Annotated in this window: 24 protein-coding genes; 15 read left to right on the top strand and 9 right to left on the bottom strand. The window is 63.6% G+C overall.

Features of this window, described 5'->3' with window-relative positions:
• Positions 1-16: 16 nt before the first annotated feature.
• The 3 genes from ACCD05_RS27050 to ACCD05_RS27040 all read right to left on the bottom strand — a co-directional run bounded on the left by ACCD05_RS27050 (position 17) and on the right by ACCD05_RS27040 (position 2,207).
• Positions 17-478 (bottom strand): SRPBCC family protein, encoded by a 462-nt coding sequence (locus ACCD05_RS27050; RefSeq protein WP_413396631.1) that lies wholly within the window; start codon positions 476-478, stop codon positions 17-19.
• A 98-nt stretch (positions 479-576) separates the two neighbouring features.
• Positions 577-1,836: an RNA polymerase sigma factor gene (locus ACCD05_RS27045; protein WP_413396629.1), complete on the bottom strand. Its 1,260-nt coding sequence runs from the start codon at positions 1,834-1,836 to the stop codon at positions 577-579.
• Positions 1,833-2,207 carry a YciI family protein gene (locus ACCD05_RS27040; RefSeq protein WP_018897284.1) on the bottom strand — a complete coding sequence of 125 codons (375 nt, stop codon included), beginning with the start codon at positions 2,205-2,207 and terminating at the stop codon, positions 1,833-1,835. Before ACCD05_RS27040 ends, ACCD05_RS27045 begins: the two co-directional genes overlap by 4 nt.
• Positions 2,208-2,399: 192 nt before the next feature.
• Here ACCD05_RS27040 and ACCD05_RS27035 point away from each other — a divergent pair, with 192 nt between their 5' ends.
• From ACCD05_RS27035 to ACCD05_RS27025, 3 genes are all read left to right on the top strand, one after another.
• On the top strand, positions 2,400-2,645 hold the full coding sequence (locus ACCD05_RS27035) for a DUF3302 domain-containing protein (RefSeq protein ID WP_413396627.1): 246 nt from the start codon (positions 2,400-2,402) through the stop codon (positions 2,643-2,645).
• Complete coding sequence (locus ACCD05_RS27030; protein ID WP_413396625.1) at positions 2,642-3,583, top strand: HlyD family secretion protein; 942 nt, start codon at positions 2,642-2,644, stop codon at positions 3,581-3,583. Before ACCD05_RS27035 ends, ACCD05_RS27030 begins: the two co-directional genes overlap by 4 nt.
• 110 nt (positions 3,584-3,693) lie before the next feature.
• A complete protein-coding gene (locus ACCD05_RS27025) occupies positions 3,694-4,725 on the top strand; it encodes an acyltransferase family protein (protein ID WP_413396623.1) in 1,032 nt (343 codons plus the stop codon).
• A 298-nt stretch (positions 4,726-5,023) separates the two neighbouring features.
• On the opposite strand, the gene ACCD05_RS27020 is transcribed toward ACCD05_RS27025, so the two are convergent.
• Positions 5,024-5,431, bottom strand: a complete 408-nt coding sequence (locus tag ACCD05_RS27020; protein WP_111562943.1) for an OsmC family protein — start codon at positions 5,429-5,431, stop codon at positions 5,024-5,026.
• Positions 5,432-5,513: 82 nt separating this feature from the next.
• Positions 5,514-7,007, bottom strand: coding sequence for a glycerol kinase GlpK (glpK, locus tag ACCD05_RS27015; protein ID WP_413396621.1), 1,494 nt, complete (start codon positions 7,005-7,007; stop codon positions 5,514-5,516).
• A gap of 393 nt (positions 7,008-7,400) precedes the next feature.
• Here glpK and ACCD05_RS27010 point away from each other — a divergent pair, with 393 nt between their 5' ends.
• The 5 genes from ACCD05_RS27010 to xdhC all read left to right on the top strand — a co-directional run bounded on the left by ACCD05_RS27010 (position 7,401) and on the right by xdhC (position 14,001).
• Positions 7,401-8,177 (top strand): 3-hydroxybutyrate dehydrogenase, encoded by a 777-nt coding sequence (locus ACCD05_RS27010; protein WP_413396619.1) that lies wholly within the window; start codon positions 7,401-7,403, stop codon positions 8,175-8,177.
• Between the two features lie 33 nt (positions 8,178-8,210).
• Positions 8,211-9,677: a xanthine dehydrogenase small subunit gene (xdhA, locus tag ACCD05_RS27005; protein ID WP_413396617.1), complete on the top strand. Its 1,467-nt coding sequence runs from the start codon at positions 8,211-8,213 to the stop codon at positions 9,675-9,677.
• Between the two features lie 256 nt (positions 9,678-9,933).
• Positions 9,934-12,276 (top strand): xanthine dehydrogenase molybdopterin binding subunit, encoded by a 2,343-nt coding sequence (gene xdhB / locus ACCD05_RS27000; protein ID WP_413396615.1) that lies wholly within the window; start codon positions 9,934-9,936, stop codon positions 12,274-12,276.
• Entirely contained in the window at positions 12,201-12,743 is a 543-nt protein-coding gene (locus tag ACCD05_RS26995; RefSeq protein ID WP_413396651.1) for an endonuclease domain-containing protein, read from the top strand. Before xdhB ends, ACCD05_RS26995 begins: the two co-directional genes overlap by 76 nt.
• A 439-nt stretch (positions 12,744-13,182) precedes the next feature.
• On the top strand, positions 13,183-14,001 hold the full coding sequence (gene xdhC / locus ACCD05_RS26990) for a xanthine dehydrogenase accessory protein XdhC (RefSeq protein WP_413396613.1): 819 nt from the start codon (positions 13,183-13,185) through the stop codon (positions 13,999-14,001).
• Here the strand turns inward: xdhC and ACCD05_RS26985 are convergent.
• On the bottom strand, positions 13,974-14,165 hold the full coding sequence (locus tag ACCD05_RS26985) for a hypothetical protein (protein ID WP_413396649.1): 192 nt from the start codon (positions 14,163-14,165) through the stop codon (positions 13,974-13,976). The two genes, xdhC and ACCD05_RS26985, sit on opposite strands and share 28 nt — an antisense overlap.
• A gap of 125 nt (positions 14,166-14,290) precedes the next feature.
• Between ACCD05_RS26985 and ACCD05_RS26980 the strand changes: the two genes are divergently transcribed.
• Positions 14,291-15,196 carry a LysR substrate-binding domain-containing protein gene (locus ACCD05_RS26980; protein ID WP_413396611.1) on the top strand — a complete coding sequence of 302 codons (906 nt, stop codon included), beginning with the start codon at positions 14,291-14,293 and terminating at the stop codon, positions 15,194-15,196.
• On the opposite strand, the gene ACCD05_RS26975 is transcribed toward ACCD05_RS26980, so the two are convergent.
• Positions 15,190-15,552 (bottom strand): hypothetical protein, encoded by a 363-nt coding sequence (locus tag ACCD05_RS26975; RefSeq protein ID WP_413396609.1) that lies wholly within the window; start codon positions 15,550-15,552, stop codon positions 15,190-15,192. The two genes, ACCD05_RS26980 and ACCD05_RS26975, sit on opposite strands and share 7 nt — an antisense overlap.
• 214 nt (positions 15,553-15,766) lie before the next feature.
• On the opposite strand from ACCD05_RS26975, the gene ACCD05_RS26970 reads away from it, so the two are divergent.
• The 5 genes from ACCD05_RS26970 to guaD all read left to right on the top strand — a co-directional run bounded on the left by ACCD05_RS26970 (position 15,767) and on the right by guaD (position 19,470).
• Positions 15,767-16,021: a hypothetical protein gene (locus ACCD05_RS26970; protein WP_413396608.1), complete on the top strand. Its 255-nt coding sequence runs from the start codon at positions 15,767-15,769 to the stop codon at positions 16,019-16,021.
• Positions 16,021-16,206 carry a hypothetical protein gene (locus tag ACCD05_RS26965; protein ID WP_413396606.1) on the top strand — a complete coding sequence of 62 codons (186 nt, stop codon included), beginning with the start codon at positions 16,021-16,023 and terminating at the stop codon, positions 16,204-16,206. Before ACCD05_RS26970 ends, ACCD05_RS26965 begins: the two co-directional genes overlap by 1 nt.
• 197 nt (positions 16,207-16,403) lie before the next feature.
• Positions 16,404-17,648: a urate hydroxylase PuuD gene (puuD, locus tag ACCD05_RS26960; protein WP_413396604.1), complete on the top strand. Its 1,245-nt coding sequence runs from the start codon at positions 16,404-16,406 to the stop codon at positions 17,646-17,648.
• Positions 17,645-18,118 (top strand): hypothetical protein, encoded by a 474-nt coding sequence (locus ACCD05_RS26955; RefSeq protein ID WP_413396602.1) that lies wholly within the window; start codon positions 17,645-17,647, stop codon positions 18,116-18,118. Before puuD ends, ACCD05_RS26955 begins: the two co-directional genes overlap by 4 nt.
• Before the next feature lie 44 nt (positions 18,119-18,162).
• Positions 18,163-19,470 (top strand): guanine deaminase, encoded by a 1,308-nt coding sequence (gene guaD, locus ACCD05_RS26950; RefSeq protein WP_413396601.1) that lies wholly within the window; start codon positions 18,163-18,165, stop codon positions 19,468-19,470.
• On the opposite strand, the gene ACCD05_RS26945 is transcribed toward guaD, so the two are convergent.
• Positions 19,467-20,063, bottom strand: coding sequence for a dihydrofolate reductase family protein (locus ACCD05_RS26945; protein WP_413396599.1), 597 nt, complete (start codon positions 20,061-20,063; stop codon positions 19,467-19,469). The two genes, guaD and ACCD05_RS26945, sit on opposite strands and share 4 nt — an antisense overlap.
• A gap of 99 nt (positions 20,064-20,162) precedes the next feature.
• Positions 20,163-20,999, bottom strand: a complete 837-nt coding sequence (locus tag ACCD05_RS26940) for a LysR family transcriptional regulator (protein WP_413396597.1) — start codon at positions 20,997-20,999, stop codon at positions 20,163-20,165.
• Between the two features lie 96 nt (positions 21,000-21,095).
• On the opposite strand from ACCD05_RS26940, the gene ACCD05_RS26935 reads away from it, so the two are divergent.
• Complete coding sequence (locus ACCD05_RS26935; RefSeq protein ID WP_413396595.1) at positions 21,096-22,064, top strand: quinone oxidoreductase family protein; 969 nt, start codon at positions 21,096-21,098, stop codon at positions 22,062-22,064.
• The last annotated feature ends 80 nt before the right edge of the window (positions 22,065-22,144 follow it).

The raw sequence follows: 22,144 nt of genomic DNA, 5'->3' as shown, positions 1-22,144 counted from the left end.
GTTCGGTCTGTTCAAATCAAATCCGCGCCAGAAGCTCGGCGAGCTGGTCGGCGCATTTGCCCCAGCCCTCGTGGAAGCCCATTTCCTCGTGGGTCTTCTTGTCCTCGGCGGTCCAGTGCACGGCCGTTGCCGTGTATTTGGTGCGGCCATTGCCGAGATCCTCGAGCAGCACGGTCGCCGTCATGAACGGCTTTTCGGATGGCACCCAGGCGCTGGTATAGGCATCGGTGAAGACCAGCTTCTCGTTCTCGATCACTTCGAGATAGACGCCGCGATTGGGAAACTCTTGCCCCTCGGGGCTGCGCATGACGATGAGGTTGGCGCCGCCGGCGCGCACGTCGAGCTTGGCGTCCGATATTGTCCAGGGACGCGGCACGAACCATTCCTTCATCAGCTCGGGATCGGTCCAGGCCTTGAAGATCTTTTCGCGTGGCGCATCGAATTCGCGGACGAGAATAAGCTCGTTCATGGCGGTCATGTGTTGTCTCCTGTTTCGTGAAACCTGTTCTTGATCAGTCTGTTACAAGAACGTGTGAGATGTCGCCGATCCGACAAGGCGCAAGGTGATTTTCGGAATTATTTCACCGCCGGCAGCGCCGGCTCCATCTTCAGGCTGTCGATCTGCCGGCGAATATGCGCGGCCTCGGGTGCCGAATGCGCCAGCGCGATCGCGCGGTCGAAGGCCTCGCGCGCCTCGCGCGGCCGGCCGATCTGCTTCAACAGCCCGCCGCGCAGACCGTGATAATAGAAATAGCCGTCGAGCTTTTCGCCGAGCGTCTCCACCAGCGTCAGCGCCTCACCCGGCCCCCTGAGCTTCGAGACCGCGACCGCACGGTTGAGCGTGATGACGGGGGATGGCTGCATGCGCTCCAGCGCACGATAGAGCAGCTCGATCTCCTCCCAGTCGGTATCCTCGGCCCTCTTGGCGCGCGAATGCAGCGCGGCGATTGCCGCCTGAAACTGATAGCTCCCCGGCTGCCGGTGGCGGATCGCCTTGTCGAGCAGCGCCAGCGCCTCGTTGATCAGCTCGCGGTTCCAGAGCGACCGGTCCTGATCCTCGAGCAGCACGATCTCGTTGTCGGCGCTGAAGCGCGCCGGGCGGCGTGAGATCTGCAAGAGCATCAGCGCGAGCAACCCCATCAGCTCCGGCTCGCCGGGGAAGATGCGCAGCAAAAGCCGCGCCAGCCGGATCGCCTCGTCGGAAAAAGCGCAGGCTTCCGCCTTGGGATCGGCCTGGCTGTAGCCCTCGTTGAAGACGAGGTAGATCATCGTCGAAACGATCGACAGCCGCTCGGCCCGCTCCGCCGCATCCGGCGTCTCGAAGGGAACGCCGGCCTTGGCGACACGCGCCTTGGCCCGCGTGATCCGCTGTTCCATGGCACTCTCGCCGACCAGAAAGGCCCGGGCGATCTGCTGCACCGAAAGGCCGGACACGATCCGTAGCGCCAGCGCGATCTGCTGCGTCGCCGGCAGATCGGGATGACAGCAGATGAAGAGCAGACGCAAAATGTCGTCGCGGTAGTTGGAGGTATCCAGCCGCTCGGCGATATCGCTCTCGGCATCCTCCGTGTCGGAGATCAGCTCCTCATCCGGCAGCGCCTGGGTCTTCGAGCGCTTGCGCACCGCGTCGATGCCGCTGTTACGGCCGACGAAGATCAGCCAAGCCGTCGGATCGCGTGGCGGCCCCTTGTCCGGCCAGGTTCTGACAGCGCGCAGGCAGGCCTCCTGGAAGGCCTCTTCCGCGATATCGAGATCGCGGAAGTATCTGAGCAGCGCGCCGAGCGCCTTCGGCCGGGCAGAAGCGAGCGTCACGTCGATCCAGGCAATGTCTGTCATGTCGCACTCTCTCCCGGCCGGAACACGTAGAACGGCCTGATTTCATAGGATGTGGAGCCGGGATTGACTGACGAAAGCTCCTTGGAAAAGGCGACGGCCTCCTCCAGCGTGTCGAAGTCGACCACGTAGAAACCGAGCAGCGCTTCCTTGGTCTCGGCAAACGGACCATCGAGCACCAGCGGCTCTTCCTTGCCCTTACGCACGGTGGTCGCCGCCGTGGTCGGCATCAGCCGGCCGACCGGCCCGAGCTTGCCGCTTTCGGCCAAGGGCGCCTGAACCGCATAAAGCTTCGCCATCACGGCGTCCTCTTCCTCCTTGGTCCAGGAGAAAACCCGCTCTTCATCGGCATAGCAAAGGATCGCATACAGCATCTCATACTCCTCTTCCTCAATGACGAAGGAGTAACGCGCCCGCCGACAGGACGCAGCAAAAAATTGCTGAGGTCAGGGCTCTCGGTCAGCCGGGATCGGAAGCAGCACAGTTGCATTTACGGTAACGTACTTCCGCACCGCCGCCGCCGCATGGTCTGCTGCCGTCGATCTTGACCGGCAGGGAGACCCCGCATGAGCGCCGTCGATATTTTCGCGTGGATCGTGCTGATCGTGCTGGCGGCCAGCACGCTTGCGGTTATCCTCTTCCTGGCGATGCTGCCCGGCATGATCGCCCGCAGGCGCAATCATCCCTGGGCTCAGGCCGTCAGCGTCGGCGGCTGGGTGACGCTGCTGCTCGGCTTCGCCTTCTGGCCGCTGGTCGTGATCTGGGCCTATGTCGACGTCCCACGCGTGCCTGATGCGGAGAAGAACCGATGATCGTCGTTCTCCTCAACGTCTACCTGGTCATCCTCTTCCTGCTGGTGAAGCTGAAGATCGTGCCCTTCAACCTGTTCTGGAAGGTCTCGCCGGCACTGGTCTTCCTGCTTCTCCTGATCGGCCTGTTCATCCCGATGGGCTGGGGTGCGCCGCAGGGGGCGGCACTGGTCGTGCGCAATTCCGTGGCGATCGTCCCCAATGTCGCCGGCGAGGTCATCGATGTCCCTGTTATCCCCAACACGCCGCTGAAGGCGGGCGACGTGCTCTTCCGCATCGACCCCGTGCCCTATAAGGCCAAGCTCGACGCGCTCAAGGCGCAGCTCGAGCTCGCCACACTGAGGCTCTCCGAGACGACACGGCTGCAAACCACGGGCGCCGGCCGCGGCTTCGACGTGGAGCAGGCGCAGGCGCAAACAGACCAGCTGAAGGCCGAGATCGCCGAGGCGCAGTGGAATCTCGACAAGACGGTGGTGCGGGCACCCGCCGACGGCTACGTCACCAATCTCGCGCTTCGCAAGGGCGCCCGCGTCAGCAGCCTGCCGCTGGCGCCCGTCATGGCCTTCATCGACACGTCGGACACCATCATCGGCATCGAGATCGCACAGATCAACGCGCGCTACATCACCCCCGGCCAGCCGGTCGAGATCACCTTCAAATACGCGCCGGGCAAGGTCTATCCCGGCAAGGTGGAAAGCGTGCTGCAGGCGGTGGCGAGCGGCCAGACGCAGACCTCGGGTCTCGCCGTGGCGCCGAAGGAGATCGCCTCCCTGCCGCTTGCCGTCCGCATCAGGCTCGACGACAAGCACTTCGCCGACGTGTTGCCGGCGGGCAGCACCGGCGATGCGGCGATCTACACCGATCACGTCACGCCGACGCACATCATCCGCAAGGTGCTGTTGCGCCAGATCGCCATCACCAACTACGTCAATCCGTTCTGAGCGCCTCCCACCGAAGACAACTGCGGATAGCGGCCATAAATTTCTGCTATCCCACGTTTTCGCCACAATGCCCCCTTCAATTTGCTGCAATGCAAAATGGAGGACGGCGCTTGGAGCAGCGGCAGGAGAAGACCCGTATCGAATGGCTCGATATCGCCAAGGGCATGTCGATCATCCTGGTGGTGATCTATCACACCCTTCTCTACCACCAGTTCCACGCCATAGCGCCTGATCTCTACGCACGCTTCAGCGCCATCATGACGCCGATCCGCATGCCGCTGTTCTTCACAGTCTCCGGCTTCCTGGCGGCATCGGCCATGCGCGCGCCATGGAGCGATTTCCTGCGCCGCAAGATCTGGCTGCTGGTCTACCTCTTCGCCATCTGGAGCACCGCCCGCTGGCTGTTCTTCCGCTACGTGCAACAGAACGCGCTCGTCCCCACTGAGGGCAGCGATCCCTATCAGCTGCTGCAAATGTGGTGGGCGCCGAACACCGGCATCTGGTTCATCTGGGCGCTCGCCATCTTCATGGTCGCCACCAAGCTGCTGCAATCGACGCCGCATGCGATCACCATCGCGATCGCCGCCATCGTCTCGGTCCTCACTTTCGGAGACCATCTGGCGATCGATCTCTTCACCCATCGTAACGTGCTGCAGTATTTCGTCTTCTTCCTCTTCGGCTGCTGGTATGGGCGATCCGCCGTGCACCTCATCACCGCCCGCCCGTTTCTGACGGCGCTCGGCGGCTTCCTCTTGTTTTCGGCGCTATACGTGCTGCGCTGGCGGCTGCAGGCCGTCGACAAGGGCAGTTGGGCGCTCGCCTCCTCCATCGCCGGCCTTGCCTGGCTCTGCGGCACGGCGGTGCTTTTGTCGCGGTGGGAGAGCGTGCGCAACGCATTCGCCTATTTCGGCCGCAACACGCTGCCCGTCTATGTCACCCATGTGATGATCGTCTCGCTCCTGGTCGCCACCATCGCCGCCGCGATCGGCGAAAGCGGAAAACTCGGCTATCTCACCGCGCCGCTGGTCGTGGTCGTTGCAATCGGCCTGTCGCTGGCGATCCGCGCCGTGGCCGACCGAGGCGGCGCCGGCTGGCTCTACGCCCCGCCGGCAAGGCGCCAGCGGCAGGTGGTTGCGACGTAAAACCTAGAGCCTTTCCTGGTTAGCTTGAAGCATTCTGCCGGAGCAGGTTTTCGTCAGGGCAAAGGCGATTGGCGAAGGGCATACCCTAGGTACGGTCGAGCCGATCGCCTTTGATCCTGGCGGAAAGATGCCCGGCCCCTAGCCGGTTTGCGAAGCAAACCAGCGGGGGTTGGCTGAAACGGGCCGCCTGATCGACCGGCCGGCTTGGCCGTATGCGTTGGCTACGACGCGCGCCGGCCAGTCGACCATCCGACTCCGTTTGAGCCAACAGAATGCTTCAATCTAACCAGGAAAGGCTCTAGCGCACCGCCTCGATCGAGACGGCAACGCCGCGCTGAAGTGAATTGCTGACCATGCAGCTAGCCCTTGCCTTCTCGATCACCGCGTCGGCGCTGGAGCCGTCGGCCATCTCGCAGGCGACCTGCATATGCGCGGCGGTCGTCACCAGCGGGCTGCCATCGAGCTCCACGGTGACAGACACCGCGATGCTGCCGAGCTCGCACCCCATCTCTTCGGCAACATAGCGCAGGTCGTTGCAGAAGCAGCCGCCGAGCGCCAGCGCCAGCAACTGCGCGCCGTTGAAGCCGAGCCCCTGCCCGCCCGCCTTGCCCTGCGGCCTGTCGACGACGATGGTATGGCCACCGGCCCATCCCATCGCCGCCTGGGTTCCCGCGACATTGCGCAGCTCGACCGTCATCGACACCATGCCCGCTCCTCCACATGTCAAGATTGGCAGGCATTGTAGAACGATCGGCGAAGGCGTCAAAGACACCGCCAGCGCGTCCGCGTCACCCCTCGCTCAACGTCCGCTTCACTGCACTCCGCCAGCCCTTGAGCTTGGCCGCACGCGTCTTCTCGTCCATATCGGGCTCGAAGCGGTTGTTGCGCTTCCAGTTCTTGGCGAAAGCCGCCTTGTCGGGCCACACACCCGCTCGGCTGCCGGCGAGCCAGGCAGCACCCAGCGCCGTGGTCTCGAGGATCACGGGGCGGTCGACGGGCGCGTCGAGAATGTCGGCCAGCCGCTGCATCGTCCAGTCGGAGGCCACCATGCCGCCGTCGACGCGCAGCACCGTCTCGTCGACGCCGCCCTTCCAGTCCTTATGCATGGCGTCGAGCAGGTCGCGCGACTGGTAGCAGACGGCCTCGAGCGCCGCGCGCGCAAATTCCTTCGGCCCACTGTTGCGCGTCAGGCCGAAGATCGCGCCGCGGGCGTTCGCATCCCAGTGCGGCGCGCCGAGCCCGGTGAAGGCGGGCACCAGATAGACCTCCTGCGAGGGATCGGCGGCATCGGCCAGTTCGCCGGTCTTCGAGGCACTGTCGATGATCCCGAGCCCGTCGCGCAGCCACTGCACGGCGGCGCCTGCGATGAAGATCGAACCTTCAAGCGCATAGGTCGTCTCGCCGTCCAGCCGGTAGGCGATAGTCGTTAGGAGCCGGTTCTTCGAGCGCACCATGTCGGCGCCGGTGTTGAGCACGGCAAAGCAGCCGGTGCCGTAGGTGGATTTCATCATGCCCGGCTCGAAACAGGCCTGACCGATCGTCGCCGCATGCTGGTCGCCGGCAACGCCTAAAATCGGGATCGCGGCGCCGAAGATGTGAGGCTCGGTAACGCCGAAATCGGCCGCGCAATCGTTCACCTCAGGCAGCATGGCCGAGGGAACGCGCAGGATCTCCAGCAGGTCCTTGTCCCATTCGTTGCTGGCGATGTTGTACATCAGCGTCCGCGACGCATTGGTGGCGTCGGTGACGAAGCTCTTGCCGCCGGTGAGCCGCCAGATCAGAAACGTGTCGATCGTGCCGAAGCAGAGCTCGCCCTTGGCGGCCCGCGCCCTCGCCCCCTTCACGTTGGCGAGCATCCAGGAAAGCTTGGTGCCGGAGAAATAGGGGTCGAGCAGCAGCCCGGTCTTCTTCGTGAAGGTCTTTTCCAGATCCTGCTTCTTCAGCTTGTCGCAATAGCTCGCGGTGCGGCGGTCCTGCCAGACGATGGCGTTATGAATAGGCTTGCCGCTCTCGCGCTCCCAGACGACGACGGTCTCGCGCTGGTTGGTGATCCCGAGTGCTGCGATATCCTTGGCGCTGATCTTCGCCTCGCGGATCGCCATCTTGATGGTCGAAACGACGGAATCCCAGATCTCCTCCGGATCATGCTCGACCCAGCCGGATTGCGGATAGATCTGCTTGAATTCCTTCTGGCCCGCGCCGGCGATCTTCATCTCGCCATCGAACACGATCGCCCGCGTCGACGTCGTCCCCTGATCGATCGCCAGTACATACCCCGCCATTGTCATCCTCCCATGAACTGCTTCGGATTGAATGAATAATGCAGGCAAACGAATGTGAAAAGAAATTAAAGTGAAATTTATTGGGCGGTCGGCTTTGGGTGTTGCGAGCTTCAGCATGCCATCACCGTTGCAGTCCGGGCGGCGTGCTTAGATCCTCGGGACGAGCCCGAGGATGACGTTGCGGGCGGGAATTCGCTTAGTGTTCAATCGGTTACAAAAATCTCGGCGTCATCCTCGGCCTCGTGCCGAGGATCTAAGCACGTCCCATCCGCACTACGGGAATGGCTCTCCCGACACCGATGCCTCCCCACAACACCGTCCCCCAATTGCCAGCCCAACCGATTCCGGACTACGCTCCACACAACCGCGTCGAAGGACAAATCGGAGAACCTCATGGCCAGAACAGTCGTCGTCACCGGATCCACCAGCGGCATCGGCCTGGCGATCGCCACCGCATTCGCCGGCAAGGGTGACAACATCGTCCTCAACGGCTTCGGAAAGCCCGAGGAAATCAAGGGCATAACCGAACGGCTTGAATCACTCTCGAAAGCCGGCGTCATCCATCACCCAGCCGACATGACCAAGCCGGACGAGATCGCCGACCTCATCGCCACCGCCGCCAAGACCTTCGGCGGCGTCGACGTGCTCGTCAACAATGCCGGCATCCAGCATGTCGAGAAGATCGAGGATTTCCCGATCGACAAGTGGGATCAGATCATCGCGATCAACCTCTCCAGCGCGTTTCACACGATGCGCGCGGCGATCCCGCTGATGAAGGAGAAGAAGCACGGGCGCATCATCAATATCGCCTCCGCCCACGCCCTCGTCGCTTCCCCGTTCAAATCCGCCTACGTCGCGGCAAAGCATGGTATACTCGGCCTGACGAAGACGGCCGCACTCGAGCTTGCCGAAACGGGCGTGACCGTCAACGCCATTTGCCCGGGATACGTGCTAACCCCGCTGGTGGAAAAGCAGATCCCGGATACCGCCAAGGCGCGCGGAATGACTGAGGAACAGGTCAAGACCGAGGTGATCTTGAAGGCGCAGCCGACGCATGAATTCGTCAAGGCGGAGGAGATTGGCGCGTTGGCGCTTTACCTCGCCAGCGACGAGGCCCGCCAGGTGACAGGCACCCACATCTCGATTGACGGGGGCTGGACGGCGGCATAACCATCTAAAATAAAGAGAAAAATCGGGAACGACATGAACGACAGCATCCGCTTTATCCTGAATGGGGAAGACGTCACGCTGAGAGACGTCAAGCCTACCGAGACGCTGCTCGATTTCCTGCGGCTGAAGCGCCGGCTGACGGGCACGAAGGAGGGATGCGCCGAGGGCGACTGCGGCGCCTGTACCGTTCTGGTCGGCCGGCTGATCGACGGCAAGTTGCACTATGAATCCGTCAATGCCTGCATCCGCTTCATCGGCTCGCTGAACGCCACCCATGTCGTCACTGTCGAGCATCTGGCCGCGAAAGACGGCACGCTGCATCCGGTGCAGCAGGCGATGGTCGACTGTCACGGCTCGCAATGCGGCTTCTGCACCCCAGGGTTCGTGATGTCGATGTACGGATTGTGGCTCTCAAACAGCAATCCCGATCGCGCCGAGATCGAAAAGGCGCTGCAGGGCAATCTCTGTCGCTGCACCGGCTACGAGCCGATCGTCAAGGCCGCAGAGCAGGTGGCGAGGACGCGGCCGAGCGCGTTGTTCGACCCGCTGGAGCGCACCCGCTCCGACATCGTCGCAAGACTGTGGGCGATGCAGGGATCGGGCACCATCTCGATCACCTCGGGCGAGGACCGCCTGCTGGTGCCGGGCTCGCTGGAAGCGCTGGCGCGCATTCTGGCCGACGAGCCGAAGGCGACCATCGTCGCCGGCTCGACCGATGTCGGGCTTTGGGTGACCAAGCAGATGCGGGCGCTGAACCCCGTGGTCTTCATCAACCATCTCCAGGAATTGCAGACGATTACGTCAGGCGAAGGCGGCATCACCATCGGCGCCGGCGTGACCTATACCCGCGCCTTGGAGACCATCGCCAGCAAGGTCCCGACGCTTGGCCGGCTGATCACCCGCATCGGCGGCGAGCAGGTGCGCAACATGGGTACGATCGGCGGCAACATCGCCAACGGCTCGCCGATCGGCGACAGCCCGCCGCCGCTGATCGCGCTCGGCGCCACCGTCAAGCTGCGCTCGACGGAGGGCACGCGCATGCTGCGGCTGGAGGATTATTTCATCGACTACGGCAAGCAGGACCGCCGCCCCGGCGAGTTCGTCGAAAGCCTTTTCGTGCCCTACCCCGCCGAGGACACGCATTTCGCCGTCTACAAGATCACCAAGCGCCGCGACGAGGACATCACCGCCGTGCTCGGCGCCTTCTATCTGACGCTGGATGAACAGGGCGACGTCAACGACGTGAGAATAGCCTTCGGCGGCATGGCCGGCACGCCCAAGCGCGCCCGCGCCGTCGAAAACGAACTCATCGGCCGGCCGTGGAATGAAGAGACGATCGAGGCGGTGAGAGACGCCTTCGACAGCGATTTCCAGCCGCTTTCGGATTGGCGCGCGACGGCTGCGTATCGGCAGCTGACGGCGAAGAATTTGCTGACGCGGTTTTATCTGGAGACGACGGGTGCCCCGACCGAGCTGCGGCGTTTCGAGGAGGTGGCGTGATGATTGCTGATATGCAGCGTTGTGCCGTGAAGCCCCCTCATCCGACCCTTCGGGCCACCTTCTCCCCTATGGGGCGAAGGGAAGATGGAGCGAGCGGCCGGCTCCGAGTCTCTTCTCCCCAACGGGGGTCCGAAGGACGGGTCGAGACCAGTGGCTCGACCCCGGTCGGTGGCCCGAAGGGTCGGATGAGGGGGCCACGCGGCACGCCCTCAATAATCACCCATCCCCAAACACCCACCACAGGAGGCAACCCCTGATGGACAAGTCTGCCTTCCCCGATCCCGCCTTCATCATCTCAGGCCCGATGCACGCCTCGCGCCGCCATGACAGCGCCCACAAGCACGTCACCGGCACGGCCGATTACATCGACGACCTTCCGGAGCCCGCAGGCCTGCTGCACGGCGCGCTCGGCCTGTCGGACCGGGCGCATGCCGAGATCGTCAACATGGACCTCTCCGAGGTCGCTGCCACCCCCGGCGTCGTCTGGGTCTTCACCGGCAAGGACGTGCCGGGGGTCAACGACGTCAGCTCCAACGGCAGCCACGACGAACCGTTGCTGGCCGAAACCAAGGTCGAGTTCCATCAGCAGCCGATCTTTGCCGTGATCGCCGAGACCCGCGACATCGCGCGCCGTGCTGCCCGCAAGGCGAAGATCGAGTATCGCGATCTCGCCCACTGGAGCGACATCGACGGCGCGCTTGAAAACGGTGGTGCGCTGGTCACCAGCCCGATGACGCTGAGCCGCGGCGAGGCGAAGAGTGAGATGGGGAATGCCGCCCGCCGGCTGAAGGGCCAGATGCGGATCGGCGGCCAGGAGCATTTCTATCTCGAAGGCCAGATCGCCATGGCCATTCCCGGCGAAGACGACGAGGTCGCGGTCTGGTCCTCGACGCAGCATCCGAGCGAGATCCAGCATATCGTCGGCCATGTGCTGAACATTCCCTCCAACGCCGTGACTGTGAACGTGCGCCGCATGGGCGGCGGCTTCGGCGGCAAGGAAACGCAGGGCAACCAGTTTGCGGCGCTGGCCGCCATCGCCGCCAAGAAGCTGAAACGATCAATCAAGTTCCGCCCCGACCGCGACGAGGACATGGCCGCAACCGGCAAGCGCCACGACTTCATGGTCGATTACGAACTCGGCTTCGACGAGGAAGGCCGCATCCACGCGGTTGACTCCACCTATGCCGCCCGCTGCGGCTTCTCGTCGGACCTGTCGGGCCCGGTCACCGACCGCGCGCTGTTTCATGCCGACTCGAGCTATTTCTATCCGCATGTGCACCTGACCTCGAAACCGCTGAAGACACACACCGTCTCCAACACCGCCTTTCGCGGCTTTGGTGGGCCGCAGGGCATGCTGGGCGCCGAGCGCTTCATCGAGGAGATCGCCTATGCCGTCGGCAAGGACCCGCTTGAGGTCCGCAAGCTGAATTTCTACGGCCAGCCCGGCTCCGGCCGCACACTGACGCCCTATCACCAGGAGGTCGAAGACAGCATTCTGGAGCGGATCGTCGGCGAACTTGAGGAGAGCGCCGACTACCAGGCGCGGCGCCGAGAGATCATCGAGTTCAACCGCGACAGCCGCTACATCAAAAAGGGCATCGCGCTGACGCCGGTAAAATTCGGCATCTCGTTTACGCTGACCGCCTTCAACCAGGCCGGCGCTCTCGTTCATGTCTACCAGGACGGCTCGATCCACCTGAACCACGGCGGCACCGAGATGGGCCAGGGCCTTTATACGAAGGTGGCGCAGGTTCTGGCCGACAGCTTCCAAATCGATATCGAACATGTAAAGATCACCGCGACGACCACGGGCAAGGTGCCCAACACCTCGGCCACGGCCGCCTCCTCCGGCACCGATCTCAACGGCATGGCAGCCTATGATGCCGCCCGCCAGATCAAGGAACGCCTCGTCGCCTTCGCCGCCGAGAAATGGGACGTCCCGGTCTCCGAGATCGCCTTCCTGCCCAACCGGGTGCGCGTCGGCAACCAGGAGATCCCCTTCCCCGACTTCATAAGGCAGGCCTATTTCGCCCGTGTGCAGCTATCGGCCGCCGGCTTCTACAAGACCCCGAAGATCCACTGGGACCGCGCAGCCGGAAAGGGCACGCCCTTCTATTACTACTCCTACGGCGCCTCCTGCACCGAGGTCTCGATCGACACACTGACCGGCGAATACCTCATCGACCGCACCGATATCCTCCACGACGTCGGCCGCTCGCTGAACCCGGCCATCGACATCGGCCAGGTCGAGGGCGCCTTCGTGCAGGGCATGGGCTGGCTGACGACGGAAGAACTCTGGTGGGACGCCAAGGGGCGCCTGCGCACCCACGCCCCCTCCACCTACAAGATCCCTCTCGCCTCCGACCGCCCGAAGATCTTCAACGTCAAGCTGGCCGAATGGTCCGAAAACGCCGAACAAACCATCGGCCGCTCCAAGGCCGTCGGCGAACCGCCGTTCATGTTGGCGATCTCGGTGCTGGAGGCACTGTCGATGGCAGTGGCGAGCGTGGCGGATTACAAGGTCTGCCCGAGGCTCGACGCGCCGGCGACGCCGGAGCGGGTGTTGATGGCGGTCGAGCGGATGAAGGCGGTGGGATGAATGAACCGTTTGGCGCGAGAAAGCTGAGGTGCCGCGTGCCGCCGCCTCGTCCCGTCATCACCAAGCGCAGGCCGGGCAAGACAACCCAGGCGCGCCGCTTACGGCATGATGAGACGGATGAGGAACATCAGCTTTGGCGCGACCTGCGCAACCGCGAGCTAAATGGGTATAAATTCGTGCGGCAGGTTCCCATTGGGCCCTACATTGCGGACTTTCTCTGCAGGCGCGTGCGCTTGATCGTCGAAATTGATGGCTTCCAGCATGCCGATAGTGAGAAAGATAACAAGCGAACAGACTGGCTGAATGCCAACGGCTATTCGGTCTTGCGGTTCTGGAATCACGAAATTACGCGGGACCGGCACGCGGTGCTGGAGACGATTTTGGCTGCCGTGGAAGGACGCATCTTCGCGCGCGATGAGGTATTGCGGTTCTATCCTGCGATCGTTCCGCCGGAGGTGCGCCGTTGACCTCTCGTTCGAACCACGCCCCCTCATCCGACCCTTCGGGCCACCTTCTCCCCGTTGGGGAGAAGAAGAAGCAAGAGGCACCCCCCGTGGCCACGTTCCGTGGTGATAACGAGGCGCAAGATCGGCCGCCACGAGTCTCTTCTCCCCCACGGGGAGAAGATGCCGGCAGGCAGATGAGGGGGACGCGGCTGGCGCGACCTCGCCCGTTCGCCATCATCCGATGCGATCGTTCCGTCGGAGGTGCGCCGTTGACCTCACCTTCAAACCACACCCCCTCATCCGACCCTTCGGGCCACCTTCTCCCCGTTGGGGAGAAGAGGGAGCAAGAGGCACGAGCGCTGGCCACAAGTCTCTTCTCCCCAACGGGGAGAAGATGCTGGCAGGCAGATGAGGGGGCGCGGCAAGCGCAACGTCGCCAGCAAAAGCACGGCGCATCCCCATGACTACCCTCCCCCAATTCCTCGCCACCCACCCCGACACCATCCTGATCGACATCACCGGCACCCAGGGCTCCACCCCGCGCGAGACCGGCACCTTCATGGTCGTCTCAGCCGACAACATCTGGGGCACCATCGGCGGCGGCCAGTTCGAGTTCATGGCGATCGCCAACGCCCGGAAACTGCTGCACGGCGCCGACGGCCGCGACGTGATGGATATCCCCCTCGGCCCGGAGATCGGCCAATGCTGCGGCGGGCGCACGCAGCTCAGGTTTCGCCGCGTGACGGATGCCGTGATCCGTGAGTTGGAGGAACGGCGCAGCGATGAAGCGGAGCACCGGCCGGAGGTTTGGCTGTTCGGCGCCGGCCATGTCGGCCGCGCGCTCGCGGCAGCGCTTTCGCCGCTGCCGCTCGACGTCACCGTGATCGAGACCCGCGAAGAGGAGCTCGCGCATCTGCCTGAAGGCATCAACGCCCGGCTCGTCGCCATGCCGGAAGCGCTGGTGGACGAGATGCGCGAGGGCGCCGTCGTCGTCATCCTCACCCATGACCACGCGCTCGATTTCCTGATCGCCCGCGAGGCGCTCGCCCGCACCGATCTCGCCTATACCGGCATGATCGGTTCGGCCACCAAACGCGCCACCTTTGCAAGCTGGCTGCAGCGCGAGGCGGGTGGCGAGAAGGAATGGATGGAGCGGCTGACGCTGCCGATCGGCGGCCAACAGGTGCGCGACAAGCGGCCGGAAGTGATCGCCGCCATGACCGCGGCCGAAATCCTGACCGCGATCGCCGCCTACCGTGTCCGCGCATCCTCGATATAGGGATCGCGCCCGTCCATGAAGCCGAGGTCGCGCTTGACGCGATCCGGCATGCCCTCGAGATCCAGCCGGTCCGGCCGCGCCAGCCGTACGGCAAGCCCCCGCAACAGATGCGCCAGCCGCTCGAAGGCCCCGATATGGGTCGGTTCGGCCACGTGTTGGGCCATATGTTCGTTGGTTACGCAAGCCATGACATCACCTCGATAATCTGATCTGATGACTTGCAGATTGCGCCGATTAATGCTGCAATTCCAATCGAACAACCGTCTGCATGCATAAAGAGAACTTATCCATGAAGCTGTCCAAGCAGGTTCCGCTGAATGCGCTGCGCGTCTTCGAGGCCGTGGCAAGGCTGGGCAGCTTCACCAAGGCCGGCGACGAGCTCGGCATGACGCAGACGGCCGTCAGCTACCAGGTGAAACTGCTGGAGGAGAATATCGGCGAGCCGCTGTTTTTGCGCCGCCCGCGCCAGATCAGCCTGACCGACACCGGCGAACTGCTGCTCCCCAAAGTGTCCGACGCCTTCGTGCTCCTGAACGAGGCGATGGCCGAGGCGCGCGGCGAGATCGAATCGACGCTGCTGATCAACACGATCGCCACCTTCGCCTCGCACTGGCTGGCGCGTCGCCTCGGAACCTTCCAGCTCCGGCATCCGGCGATCGCGGTGCGTCTATCGACGTCGGAAGCGCTGATCGACTTCACCCGCGAATCCGTCGACGTCGCCATCCGCTCGGGCGACGGCAACTGGCGCGGGCTGATCGCCGACAAGCTGCTCGATGTCGACTTCACCCCGATGCTGAGCCCGAAGCTGGCGGAAAGCATCGGCGGCATCCACAAGCCCGAGGACCTGATGAAGCTGCCGATCATCGGCGCCACCGATCCCTGGTGGCAGATCTGGTTTAAGGCGGCAGGCCTGACCGATCTCGGCCTGGAATCGCGCCCGCGCAGCCAGTATGGCTCGCAGACCTTCGAAGCGAGTGCGGCGATGGCCGGCCAGGGCGTCGCCATCCTGACGCCCGCCTTCTACGGCGACGAACTTGCCCAGGGCCGCCTCTACCAGCCCTTCGAGATGACCTGCACCGACGATCGCGGCTACTGGCTGGTCTACGCCGAAAACCGCCGCAACGTCCCGAAGATCAAGGCCTTCCGCAGCTGGATCCTCGAAGAGATCGCTCGCGACAAAGAGATCGGTCAGTAGCCCATTTCAGGCGCGTAGAAGCAGCGCGGCGTATCCTCGTTGGGAAACAGGCAGAGATGGTAATCGCCGTCGCCCGATTTCATCTCCCGGCCCATCGGCAGCAGGAAGACGTGGGCGTGGGTGACGAGCCGGTGATCCCCCGGCAGAAGCGTCACCCGATAGCCGTTCGGCGTGATCGCGACGCTCTTCGGCGGGATCATCTGGCAATCGCCCGTCTCGTTGTCGCCGTTGCAACAATAGGGCTCGTACGCCCAGCCGGATGGGGCGTCATGGGCCTGGGCGCCATTGGTCTGGACGCCGGGGATTTGAACACAGGACGAAAAGGCAATCATCACAACCACAAGAATACTGCGCATCAGCATCTTCTCCGTCGATGAATGCGCCGCCACGCCGATGCGGTTTCCCCTCGTCTCGGCGGCCTTGAGTAAAACTGTAATGAAGTCTTGGCATTTCAATGGCGGCGGTCTGATCGGCTTTGCGTTGCAGCGGGCATTCAAATGCAGTGGCGTGAAATATTTGCGCGCGGAGCCGGGATTATGTAAATTTGCGTAAATGTTGGAAGCGTCCGATATGCAGAGCATTCGCCCGATCAACCTGCAGACAAATCTCGGCGACGTCTTGAGTCCAGCCGATGTGGAAGCGGTGCCGAACGACGCACCCAAATCCCTCCCCGCGCTTCATCGCCGGACGGCCGACCCGCTGGGCTACGACACCCGAGATCCTGACTATATCAATCAGGTGGCAAGCGACGCGCTGGCTGGAAAGCATCCAGAAGAGGTCGCGCGAGAGAAAGACAACGCGATGCGCCGTTGGGGCCTGCGCTGATGGACGATGAGATCGCGCCCAGGATCACCCATGGCAAAGCGTGGCCCGTGGAACTCGCCCGTCCCAACGCGAAGACCATCGCCGCGATGGAGGAGGCCCGAGCTATCAAGGCCGGTCACGGCAAGGTCTTCGACACCGCCGATGAACTGCTTCAATCGCTCGAGCGGGGCAAGGTTGCCAAATAAGGATACGCGGGAGCGCCGCAGCGTTCCGTTGGCGACCTAGAGCGACACGCGGCTGGAGCGATGACACCCTAATTCCCCGCTCTACGTCCGAAAGCCGTGATTTCCGGCCCCACAACGTGGCGGTGTTGCCCTAATCCCCCTTTTCTCCCACCCAAACATTCTGCACACTGCTGAATCGGAGAGAATAGGGGAACTGAATGTATGAATACGCCATAGCGTGGGAATGGCTGGCCTTTGCGGCCCGCTGGTTCCACGTCATCACCGCCGTTGCCTGGATCGGCTCGTCCTTTTATTTCATCGCGCTCGATCTCGGCCTGGTGAAGCGTCCGCATCTGCCGGTCGGCGCCTATGGCGAGGAGTGGCAGGTGCATGGCGGCGGATTCTATCATATCCAGAAATATCTGGTGGCGCCGGCTCAGATGCCCGAGCACCTGACCTGGTTCAAATACGAGAGCTATTTCACCTGGCTCTCCGGCTTCCTGATGCTCTGTATCGTCTATTACGGCGGCGCCGATCTGTTCCTGATCGATCGCCACGTGCTCGATGTCAGCGCCCCTGTCGCGATCGCCATCTCGCTCGCCTCGCTCGCCGTCGGCTGGATCGTCTACGACCTGCTCTGCAAGTCGCCGATCGGGCGGAACACCTGGGGCCTGATGGTGGTGCTCTATGCCGTGCTGGTCTTCATGGCCTGGGGCTATACGCAGCTCTTCACCGGCCGCGCCGCCTTCCTGCATCTCGGCGCCTTCACGGCGACGATCATGTCGGCCAACGTTTTCATGATCATCATCCCCAACCAGAAGATCGTCGTCGCCGATCTCATCGCCGGCCGCACGCCGGATGCGAAATATGGGGCTATCGCCAAGCAGCGCTCGCTGCACAACAACTATCTGACACTCCCCGTCATCTTCTTCATGCTGTCGAACCACTATCCGCTGGCCTTTGGCACGGCCTATAACTGGGTGATCGCGGCCCTGGTCTTCCTGATGGGCGTCACCATCCGCCACTGGTTCAACACCACGCATGCGCGCAAGGGCCGCCCGACCTGGACGTGGCTGGCGACAGTGATCCTGTTCATCCTGATCATGTGGCTGTCCACTGTGCCCAAGGTGCTGACCGGCGAGAAGGACGCGGCCGCCGAGACGGTCGCCCCGGCCTTCCAGAAGTTCGCCGGCGATCCGCACTTCCCCGCCGTCAAGCAGCTTGTTGGCACCCGCTGTTCCATGTGCCATGCCGCCGAGCCGGTCTATGAAGGCCTGGCGCGGCCGCCGAAAAACGTGATCCTCGAAAACGACGCCGAGATAGCCGCGCACGCCCGCGAGATCTACATCCAGGCCGGCCGCAGCCACGCCATGCCGCCGGGCAACATCACCGACATCACGCCGGATGAGCGCAAGCTGCTCGTCGCCTGGTTCGAAAGCGCGGTCGAGGGCAAACGCGAATGATCAAAGGCCTCCGCCCCCTGCTTCTGGCCAATCTTATCGCCCTCTCGGGGCTGGCATGGACGGAAGCGCGGGCCGAGGAGGCCATTGCCAAACAGGAAGACGTGAAGACGACGGGAACCGTGCCTGCTGACATTACGGCCCCCAAGGAAATATGGGGCGAGGTCAACGTGCTGGGTACCGGCCCCTACTGGGCGCTCAGCATCCGCGAGGGTCAGATCACCTTCAGCCGCGCAGGCAAGAACGACGTCATCACCGTAAACCCCGGCCCGATGGCGATGACTGAAGACAGCGCCACATGGACCATCACTCACCCGCCGCAGCACTACACGCTGACAGTCACCAAAGAGACCTGCGTCGACGGCGCATCCGCGAAGCGTTACGATCTCGCCGCAAAGCTGGTATTTCAGGGCAGGACATTATACGGCTGCGCCGCATCGGTCGCGGCCCTCCCCGCCAAGCCGGCGCCCTGAGCCCTGTTCCGACGACGACACGCAATCGATAAAGGCGAACGCCCATGACCCAAACCCTTCTCCGCGGCCGCCTGCTCTCCTTCGTCAGGGCACCCCAGAGCCTGACTGACAGCGAAAGCTATCGCTACGAGACCGATGGCGGCCTGTTGATTGATAATGGCGTCATCGTCGAAAGCGGCCCCTATGCCGAGGTCAAGGCGAAGGCCGCGGCCGATGCACAGGAGATCGACCACCGCCCGCATTTGATCATGCCCGGGTTCATCGACATGCACCTGCACTTCCCGCAGATGCAGGTGATCGCCTCCTACGCCGCCAATCTTTTGGAGTGGCTGAACACCTACACCTTTCCCGAGGAATGCCGCTTCGTCGAAAGCGCGCATGCTCAGCGTATCGCCACGCATTTCTACGACGAGCTGATCCGCCACGGCACGACGACGGCGGTCGCCTACTGCTCCGTCCACAAGACCTCCGTTGACGCCTTCTTCGCCGAAGCCATGAAGCGCAACATGCGCATGGTCGGCGGCAAGGTGATGATGGACCGCAACGCCCCGCAGGGCCTGCTCGACACGCCCCAGATGGGCTATGATGAAACCCGAGAGATCATCGCGGAATGGCACGGCAAGGGCCGCAACCACGTCGCCATCACCCCGCGCTTCGCCATCACCTCGACGCCCGCCCAGATGGAAGCGACGCAGGCGCTCGCCCGCGAATTCCCCGACCTGCACATTCAGACGCACCTCTCCGAGAACCACGACGAGATCAAGTTCACCTGCGAGCTCTATCCTGAGGCGATCGACTACACCGACATCTACGCCCGCTACGGCCTGCTCGGCGACAAGACGCTCTTCGGCCACTGCATCCACCTGTCGGAGCGCGAGGCGGACGCGATGAGCGAGGCCGGCGCCATCGCCGTCCACTGCCCGACCTCCAACCTCTTCCTCGGCTCCGGCCTGTTCCCGATGAAGGCGCTGATGCGCCGCGACAAGCCGGTGAGGATCGGGGTCGCTACCGATATCGGCGGCGGCTCAAGCTATTCCATGCTGCGCACCATGGACGAGGCCTACAAGATCCAGCAGCTGCTCGGCGAGCGCCTGAACCCGCTGGAAAGCTACTACCTGATGACGCTTGGCAACGCGCAATCGCTGTCGCTGGTCGACCGCATCGGCACGCTCGACAAGGGCACCGATGCCGACGTGGTGGTGCTTGATGCTAGCGCGACACCAGCCATGGCGCTGAAGATGGAAGTGGTGAAGACGCTGCCGGAAGAACTCTTCCTGCTGCAGACCATGGGCGACGACCGCGCCATCGCCGAGACCTATGTCGCGGGTGTGGCGGCGAAGGGGGCGCTTTAGGCCCGCCGATAGACCTGCGCGATGGCGCCCTTGGGAAACACGCGCGTGCTGACCAGTTGCAACTGCCTCGGCTGCGCCAGATCGGAAAAGATCGGCTGGCCGCGACCGAGCGCCAGCGGATAGACCATCAGCATATATTGATCGACCAGATCATGGGCGATGAGGCTGCGCGCGAAGGTAGCGCCTCCATGGGCGATGATCGGCTTGCCGTCTTCGGCCTTCAGCCTGGCGATTTCCTCGGCGAGATCGCCGCTCGCCACATAGGCCTTGCTCCAGCTATCGGCGCCGGGCCGCGGCTCGCCTGATGGCGCCGCGTCGATCGCTTTCGGCAGGATCGCGGCGCCCTTCTTCGAAAACACCGCCTTGGGGATCTGGTTCATCGCGGGTGCGAAGACGTTGGTCGATGTCGGCCAGAAGCGCGCCATCCCCTCGAAGGTACGGCTGCCCATGATGTGCAGGCTGGCGTTCCAGGCGTTCTCGACCTTCCAGGCGATCGCTTCCTCGTCGCCGGTGAAAATCCACTCGGTCTCACCCTCGGGGCCGCTGACAAAACCATCGAGCGTCATCGCCATGGCCAGGATCAACTCTCGCATCGCTTCCTCCTCTTGTGTTCTCCCCAAGGACGGATCGGGCCGAGCTATTCCGACATCCGCCGAACAGGAAATCCGCATTTCGCCAGCCAACGATCACCGTTAACGCTCGCGCAGCGCATCCATCACCGCCCGCACCAGCGGCACATCCTTGATGTCGCTATGGACGACAAGCCACAGATCCCGCGTGATATCGGCGCCATCAAGATCAAGCCGCGCTAGCCCTTGGCCCTCCGCGATGAAATCGGGCAGCAGCGCCACGCCGCCGCCGGCCCTGACCGCCGCCACCTGAAACTCCAGCGTCGAGGCCCGGATCGCGATCGGCCGACCGGCGGCGATCTCCGCCAGCCGCTCCTCCTGCGGCGACGACGCCATCCCCTCGTCATAGCCGATGAAAGTCCAGTCGCGCTCGTCGACCGTCTCAGCATAGCCTGATGCCGCGTAGGCATGGAAACCCACCTCGCCGATCTTCGAGACGGTCAGATCGCCACTCTCAGGCCGATTAAGCCGCACGGCGATATCGGCCTCCCGCCGCCCGAGCGAGGCATAGCGCGTTTCGCCGATGAGCGTGACGCGAATGCCTGGATGGCGCGCTCTCAGCCGCACCAGCGGCGGCGCCAGAACCGCGCCCGCATAGGCCGGCGGCGCGCTGATGCGGACCTCGCCGATGTGCGTCTGATCGGCGCCGATGCCGCCGCGCGCGATGGTCACGGCATCGGCGCTCATGCGCTCGGCGATCGCGGCGACACGCACCCCCTCCGCCGTTAGCAGAATGCGTCGCCCGCGCCGGTCAACCAGCTTGGCGCCGATCTCGCGCTCCAGATGCGCCACCCGCCGTGATACCGTCGCATGCTCAACCCCAAGCGCCCGCGCGGCACCCGACAAGGTTCCAAGTTGCGACAGCGCCAGCAGATGGCGCAGATCTTCCCAATCCAGCATTGATCATTTTTTCCCAAGTGACGTGAGATCATAGGGAATTTTCAATCACGCAACCATCCCCCATCTTCAGCGCCAGACCGACACAGGAGACTGGACATGGATATCGCAATCACCCTCGCCACCCCGGGCGGCATCGAGCAGCTGAAGATCACCCCGCAAGAACTGCAGGCGCCAAGGCCGAACGAGATCCGCATCCGCCACGACGCCATCGGCGTCAACTTCCTCGACATCTATCATCGCAAGGGCCTCTATCCGCTCCCCGCCTACCCCGCCGTCATCGGCGCCGAGGGTGCTGGCGTGGTCGAGGCGGTCGGCTCAGAGGTAACGACGGTCTCTCCGGGCGACCGCGTCGTCTATATGGGCGCCCCCGTCGGCGCCTATGCCTCGACCCGTCTGCTGCCGGCCCACCGCGCCATCCGCCTGCCCGATGATGTCGGCTCGAAGCAGGCCGCGGCCATGATGCTCAAGGGCATGACGGCCTATATGCTGCTCCACCGGATCCACACGGTGACGCCTGAAAGCACCATCCTGGTGCATGCCGCAGCCGGCGGTCTCGGCACGCTTCTGGTGCGCTGGGCCAAGCACCTCGGCGCCACCGTCATCGGCACCGTCAGCAGCGCGGAAAAAGCGGCACTCGCGACCGCGAACGGCGCCGACCATCTGGTGATCGGCCGCGATGCCGATCTGGTCGCAGACGTCATGGCGCTGACATCAGGGCGCGGCGTCGATGTCGGCTATGATGGTATCGGCGGCGAAATGCTGGCGAAGACCATCCAGTGCATCCGCCCCTTCGGCATGGCCGCGAGCTTCGGCCAGGCGGCAGGACCGATACCGCCGGTGGCGATAGAGGCGCTGCGCCCGAACAAGTCGTTGTCGCACCCAAGCATCATGGCGGCGAGCGCCGATCCGGCCTTCTACCTGGAGGCGGCGACGGCGGCGATCGAGGCGATCCGGCTCGGCATTCTCACGCTTCCCACCCGCGAATTCGCCCTTTCAGATGCCGCCGCGGCCCATACCGAACTGGAGGCAGGATTGAGCAGCGGCAGCCTGTTGCTGATCCCATAGAGGAGCTTCAGAGCGGCACGAAAGATACCGTTTCGGATGTAAATTATATGTGATATGGCCGGTTGCATTATTCAGATGTG

It is taken from the genome of Rhizobium sp. Rhizsp42 (assembly GCF_047304155.1).
GTDB lineage: Bacteria > Pseudomonadota > Alphaproteobacteria > Rhizobiales > Rhizobiaceae > Rhizobium.
This window is presented reverse-complemented; position numbering and strand designations above follow the sequence as displayed.

What these genes read in the sequence shown, in the direction of transcription:
- xdhB (WP_413396615.1), top strand. Translation starts at nt 9,934, where the DNA reads ATGGACAAGTCTGCCTTCCCCGATCCCGCCTTCATCATCTCAGGCCCG.
- ACCD05_RS26945 (WP_413396599.1), bottom strand. Translation starts at nt 20,063, where the DNA reads ATGCGAGAGTTGATCCTGGCCATGGCGATGACGCTCGATGGTTTTGTC.
- ACCD05_RS26965 (WP_413396606.1), top strand. Translation starts at nt 16,021, where the DNA reads ATGGACGATGAGATCGCGCCCAGGATCACCCATGGCAAAGCGTGGCCC.
- puuD (WP_413396604.1), top strand. Translation starts at nt 16,404, where the DNA reads ATGTATGAATACGCCATAGCGTGGGAATGGCTGGCCTTTGCGGCCCGC.
- guaD (WP_413396601.1), top strand. Translation starts at nt 18,163, where the DNA reads ATGACCCAAACCCTTCTCCGCGGCCGCCTGCTCTCCTTCGTCAGGGCA.
- ACCD05_RS26955 (WP_413396602.1), top strand. Translation starts at nt 17,645, where the DNA reads ATGATCAAAGGCCTCCGCCCCCTGCTTCTGGCCAATCTTATCGCCCTC.
- ACCD05_RS27020 (WP_111562943.1), bottom strand. Translation starts at nt 5,431, where the DNA reads ATGGTGTCGATGACGGTCGAGCTGCGCAATGTCGCGGGAACCCAGGCG.
- ACCD05_RS27040 (WP_018897284.1), bottom strand. Translation starts at nt 2,207, where the DNA reads ATGCTGTATGCGATCCTTTGCTATGCCGATGAAGAGCGGGTTTTCTCC.
- ACCD05_RS26970 (WP_413396608.1), top strand. Translation starts at nt 15,767, where the DNA reads ATGCAGAGCATTCGCCCGATCAACCTGCAGACAAATCTCGGCGACGTC.
- ACCD05_RS27050 (WP_413396631.1), bottom strand. Translation starts at nt 478, where the DNA reads ATGACCGCCATGAACGAGCTTATTCTCGTCCGCGAATTCGATGCGCCA.
- ACCD05_RS26940 (WP_413396597.1), bottom strand. Translation starts at nt 20,999, where the DNA reads ATGCTGGATTGGGAAGATCTGCGCCATCTGCTGGCGCTGTCGCAACTT.
- xdhC (WP_413396613.1), top strand. Translation starts at nt 13,183, where the DNA reads ATGACTACCCTCCCCCAATTCCTCGCCACCCACCCCGACACCATCCTG.
- ACCD05_RS27030 (WP_413396625.1), top strand. Translation starts at nt 2,642, where the DNA reads ATGATCGTCGTTCTCCTCAACGTCTACCTGGTCATCCTCTTCCTGCTG.
- xdhA (WP_413396617.1), top strand. Translation starts at nt 8,211, where the DNA reads ATGAACGACAGCATCCGCTTTATCCTGAATGGGGAAGACGTCACGCTG.
- ACCD05_RS26985 (WP_413396649.1), bottom strand. Translation starts at nt 14,165, where the DNA reads ATGGCCCAACACGTGGCCGAACCGACCCATATCGGGGCCTTCGAGCGG.
- glpK (WP_413396621.1), bottom strand. Translation starts at nt 7,007, where the DNA reads ATGGCGGGGTATGTACTGGCGATCGATCAGGGGACGACGTCGACGCGG.
- ACCD05_RS27010 (WP_413396619.1), top strand. Translation starts at nt 7,401, where the DNA reads ATGGCCAGAACAGTCGTCGTCACCGGATCCACCAGCGGCATCGGCCTG.
- ACCD05_RS26980 (WP_413396611.1), top strand. Translation starts at nt 14,291, where the DNA reads ATGAAGCTGTCCAAGCAGGTTCCGCTGAATGCGCTGCGCGTCTTCGAG.
- ACCD05_RS26935 (WP_413396595.1), top strand. Translation starts at nt 21,096, where the DNA reads ATGGATATCGCAATCACCCTCGCCACCCCGGGCGGCATCGAGCAGCTG.
- ACCD05_RS27035 (WP_413396627.1), top strand. Translation starts at nt 2,400, where the DNA reads ATGAGCGCCGTCGATATTTTCGCGTGGATCGTGCTGATCGTGCTGGCG.
- ACCD05_RS27045 (WP_413396629.1), bottom strand. Translation starts at nt 1,836, where the DNA reads ATGACAGACATTGCCTGGATCGACGTGACGCTCGCTTCTGCCCGGCCG.
- ACCD05_RS26975 (WP_413396609.1), bottom strand. Translation starts at nt 15,552, where the DNA reads ATGCGCAGTATTCTTGTGGTTGTGATGATTGCCTTTTCGTCCTGTGTT.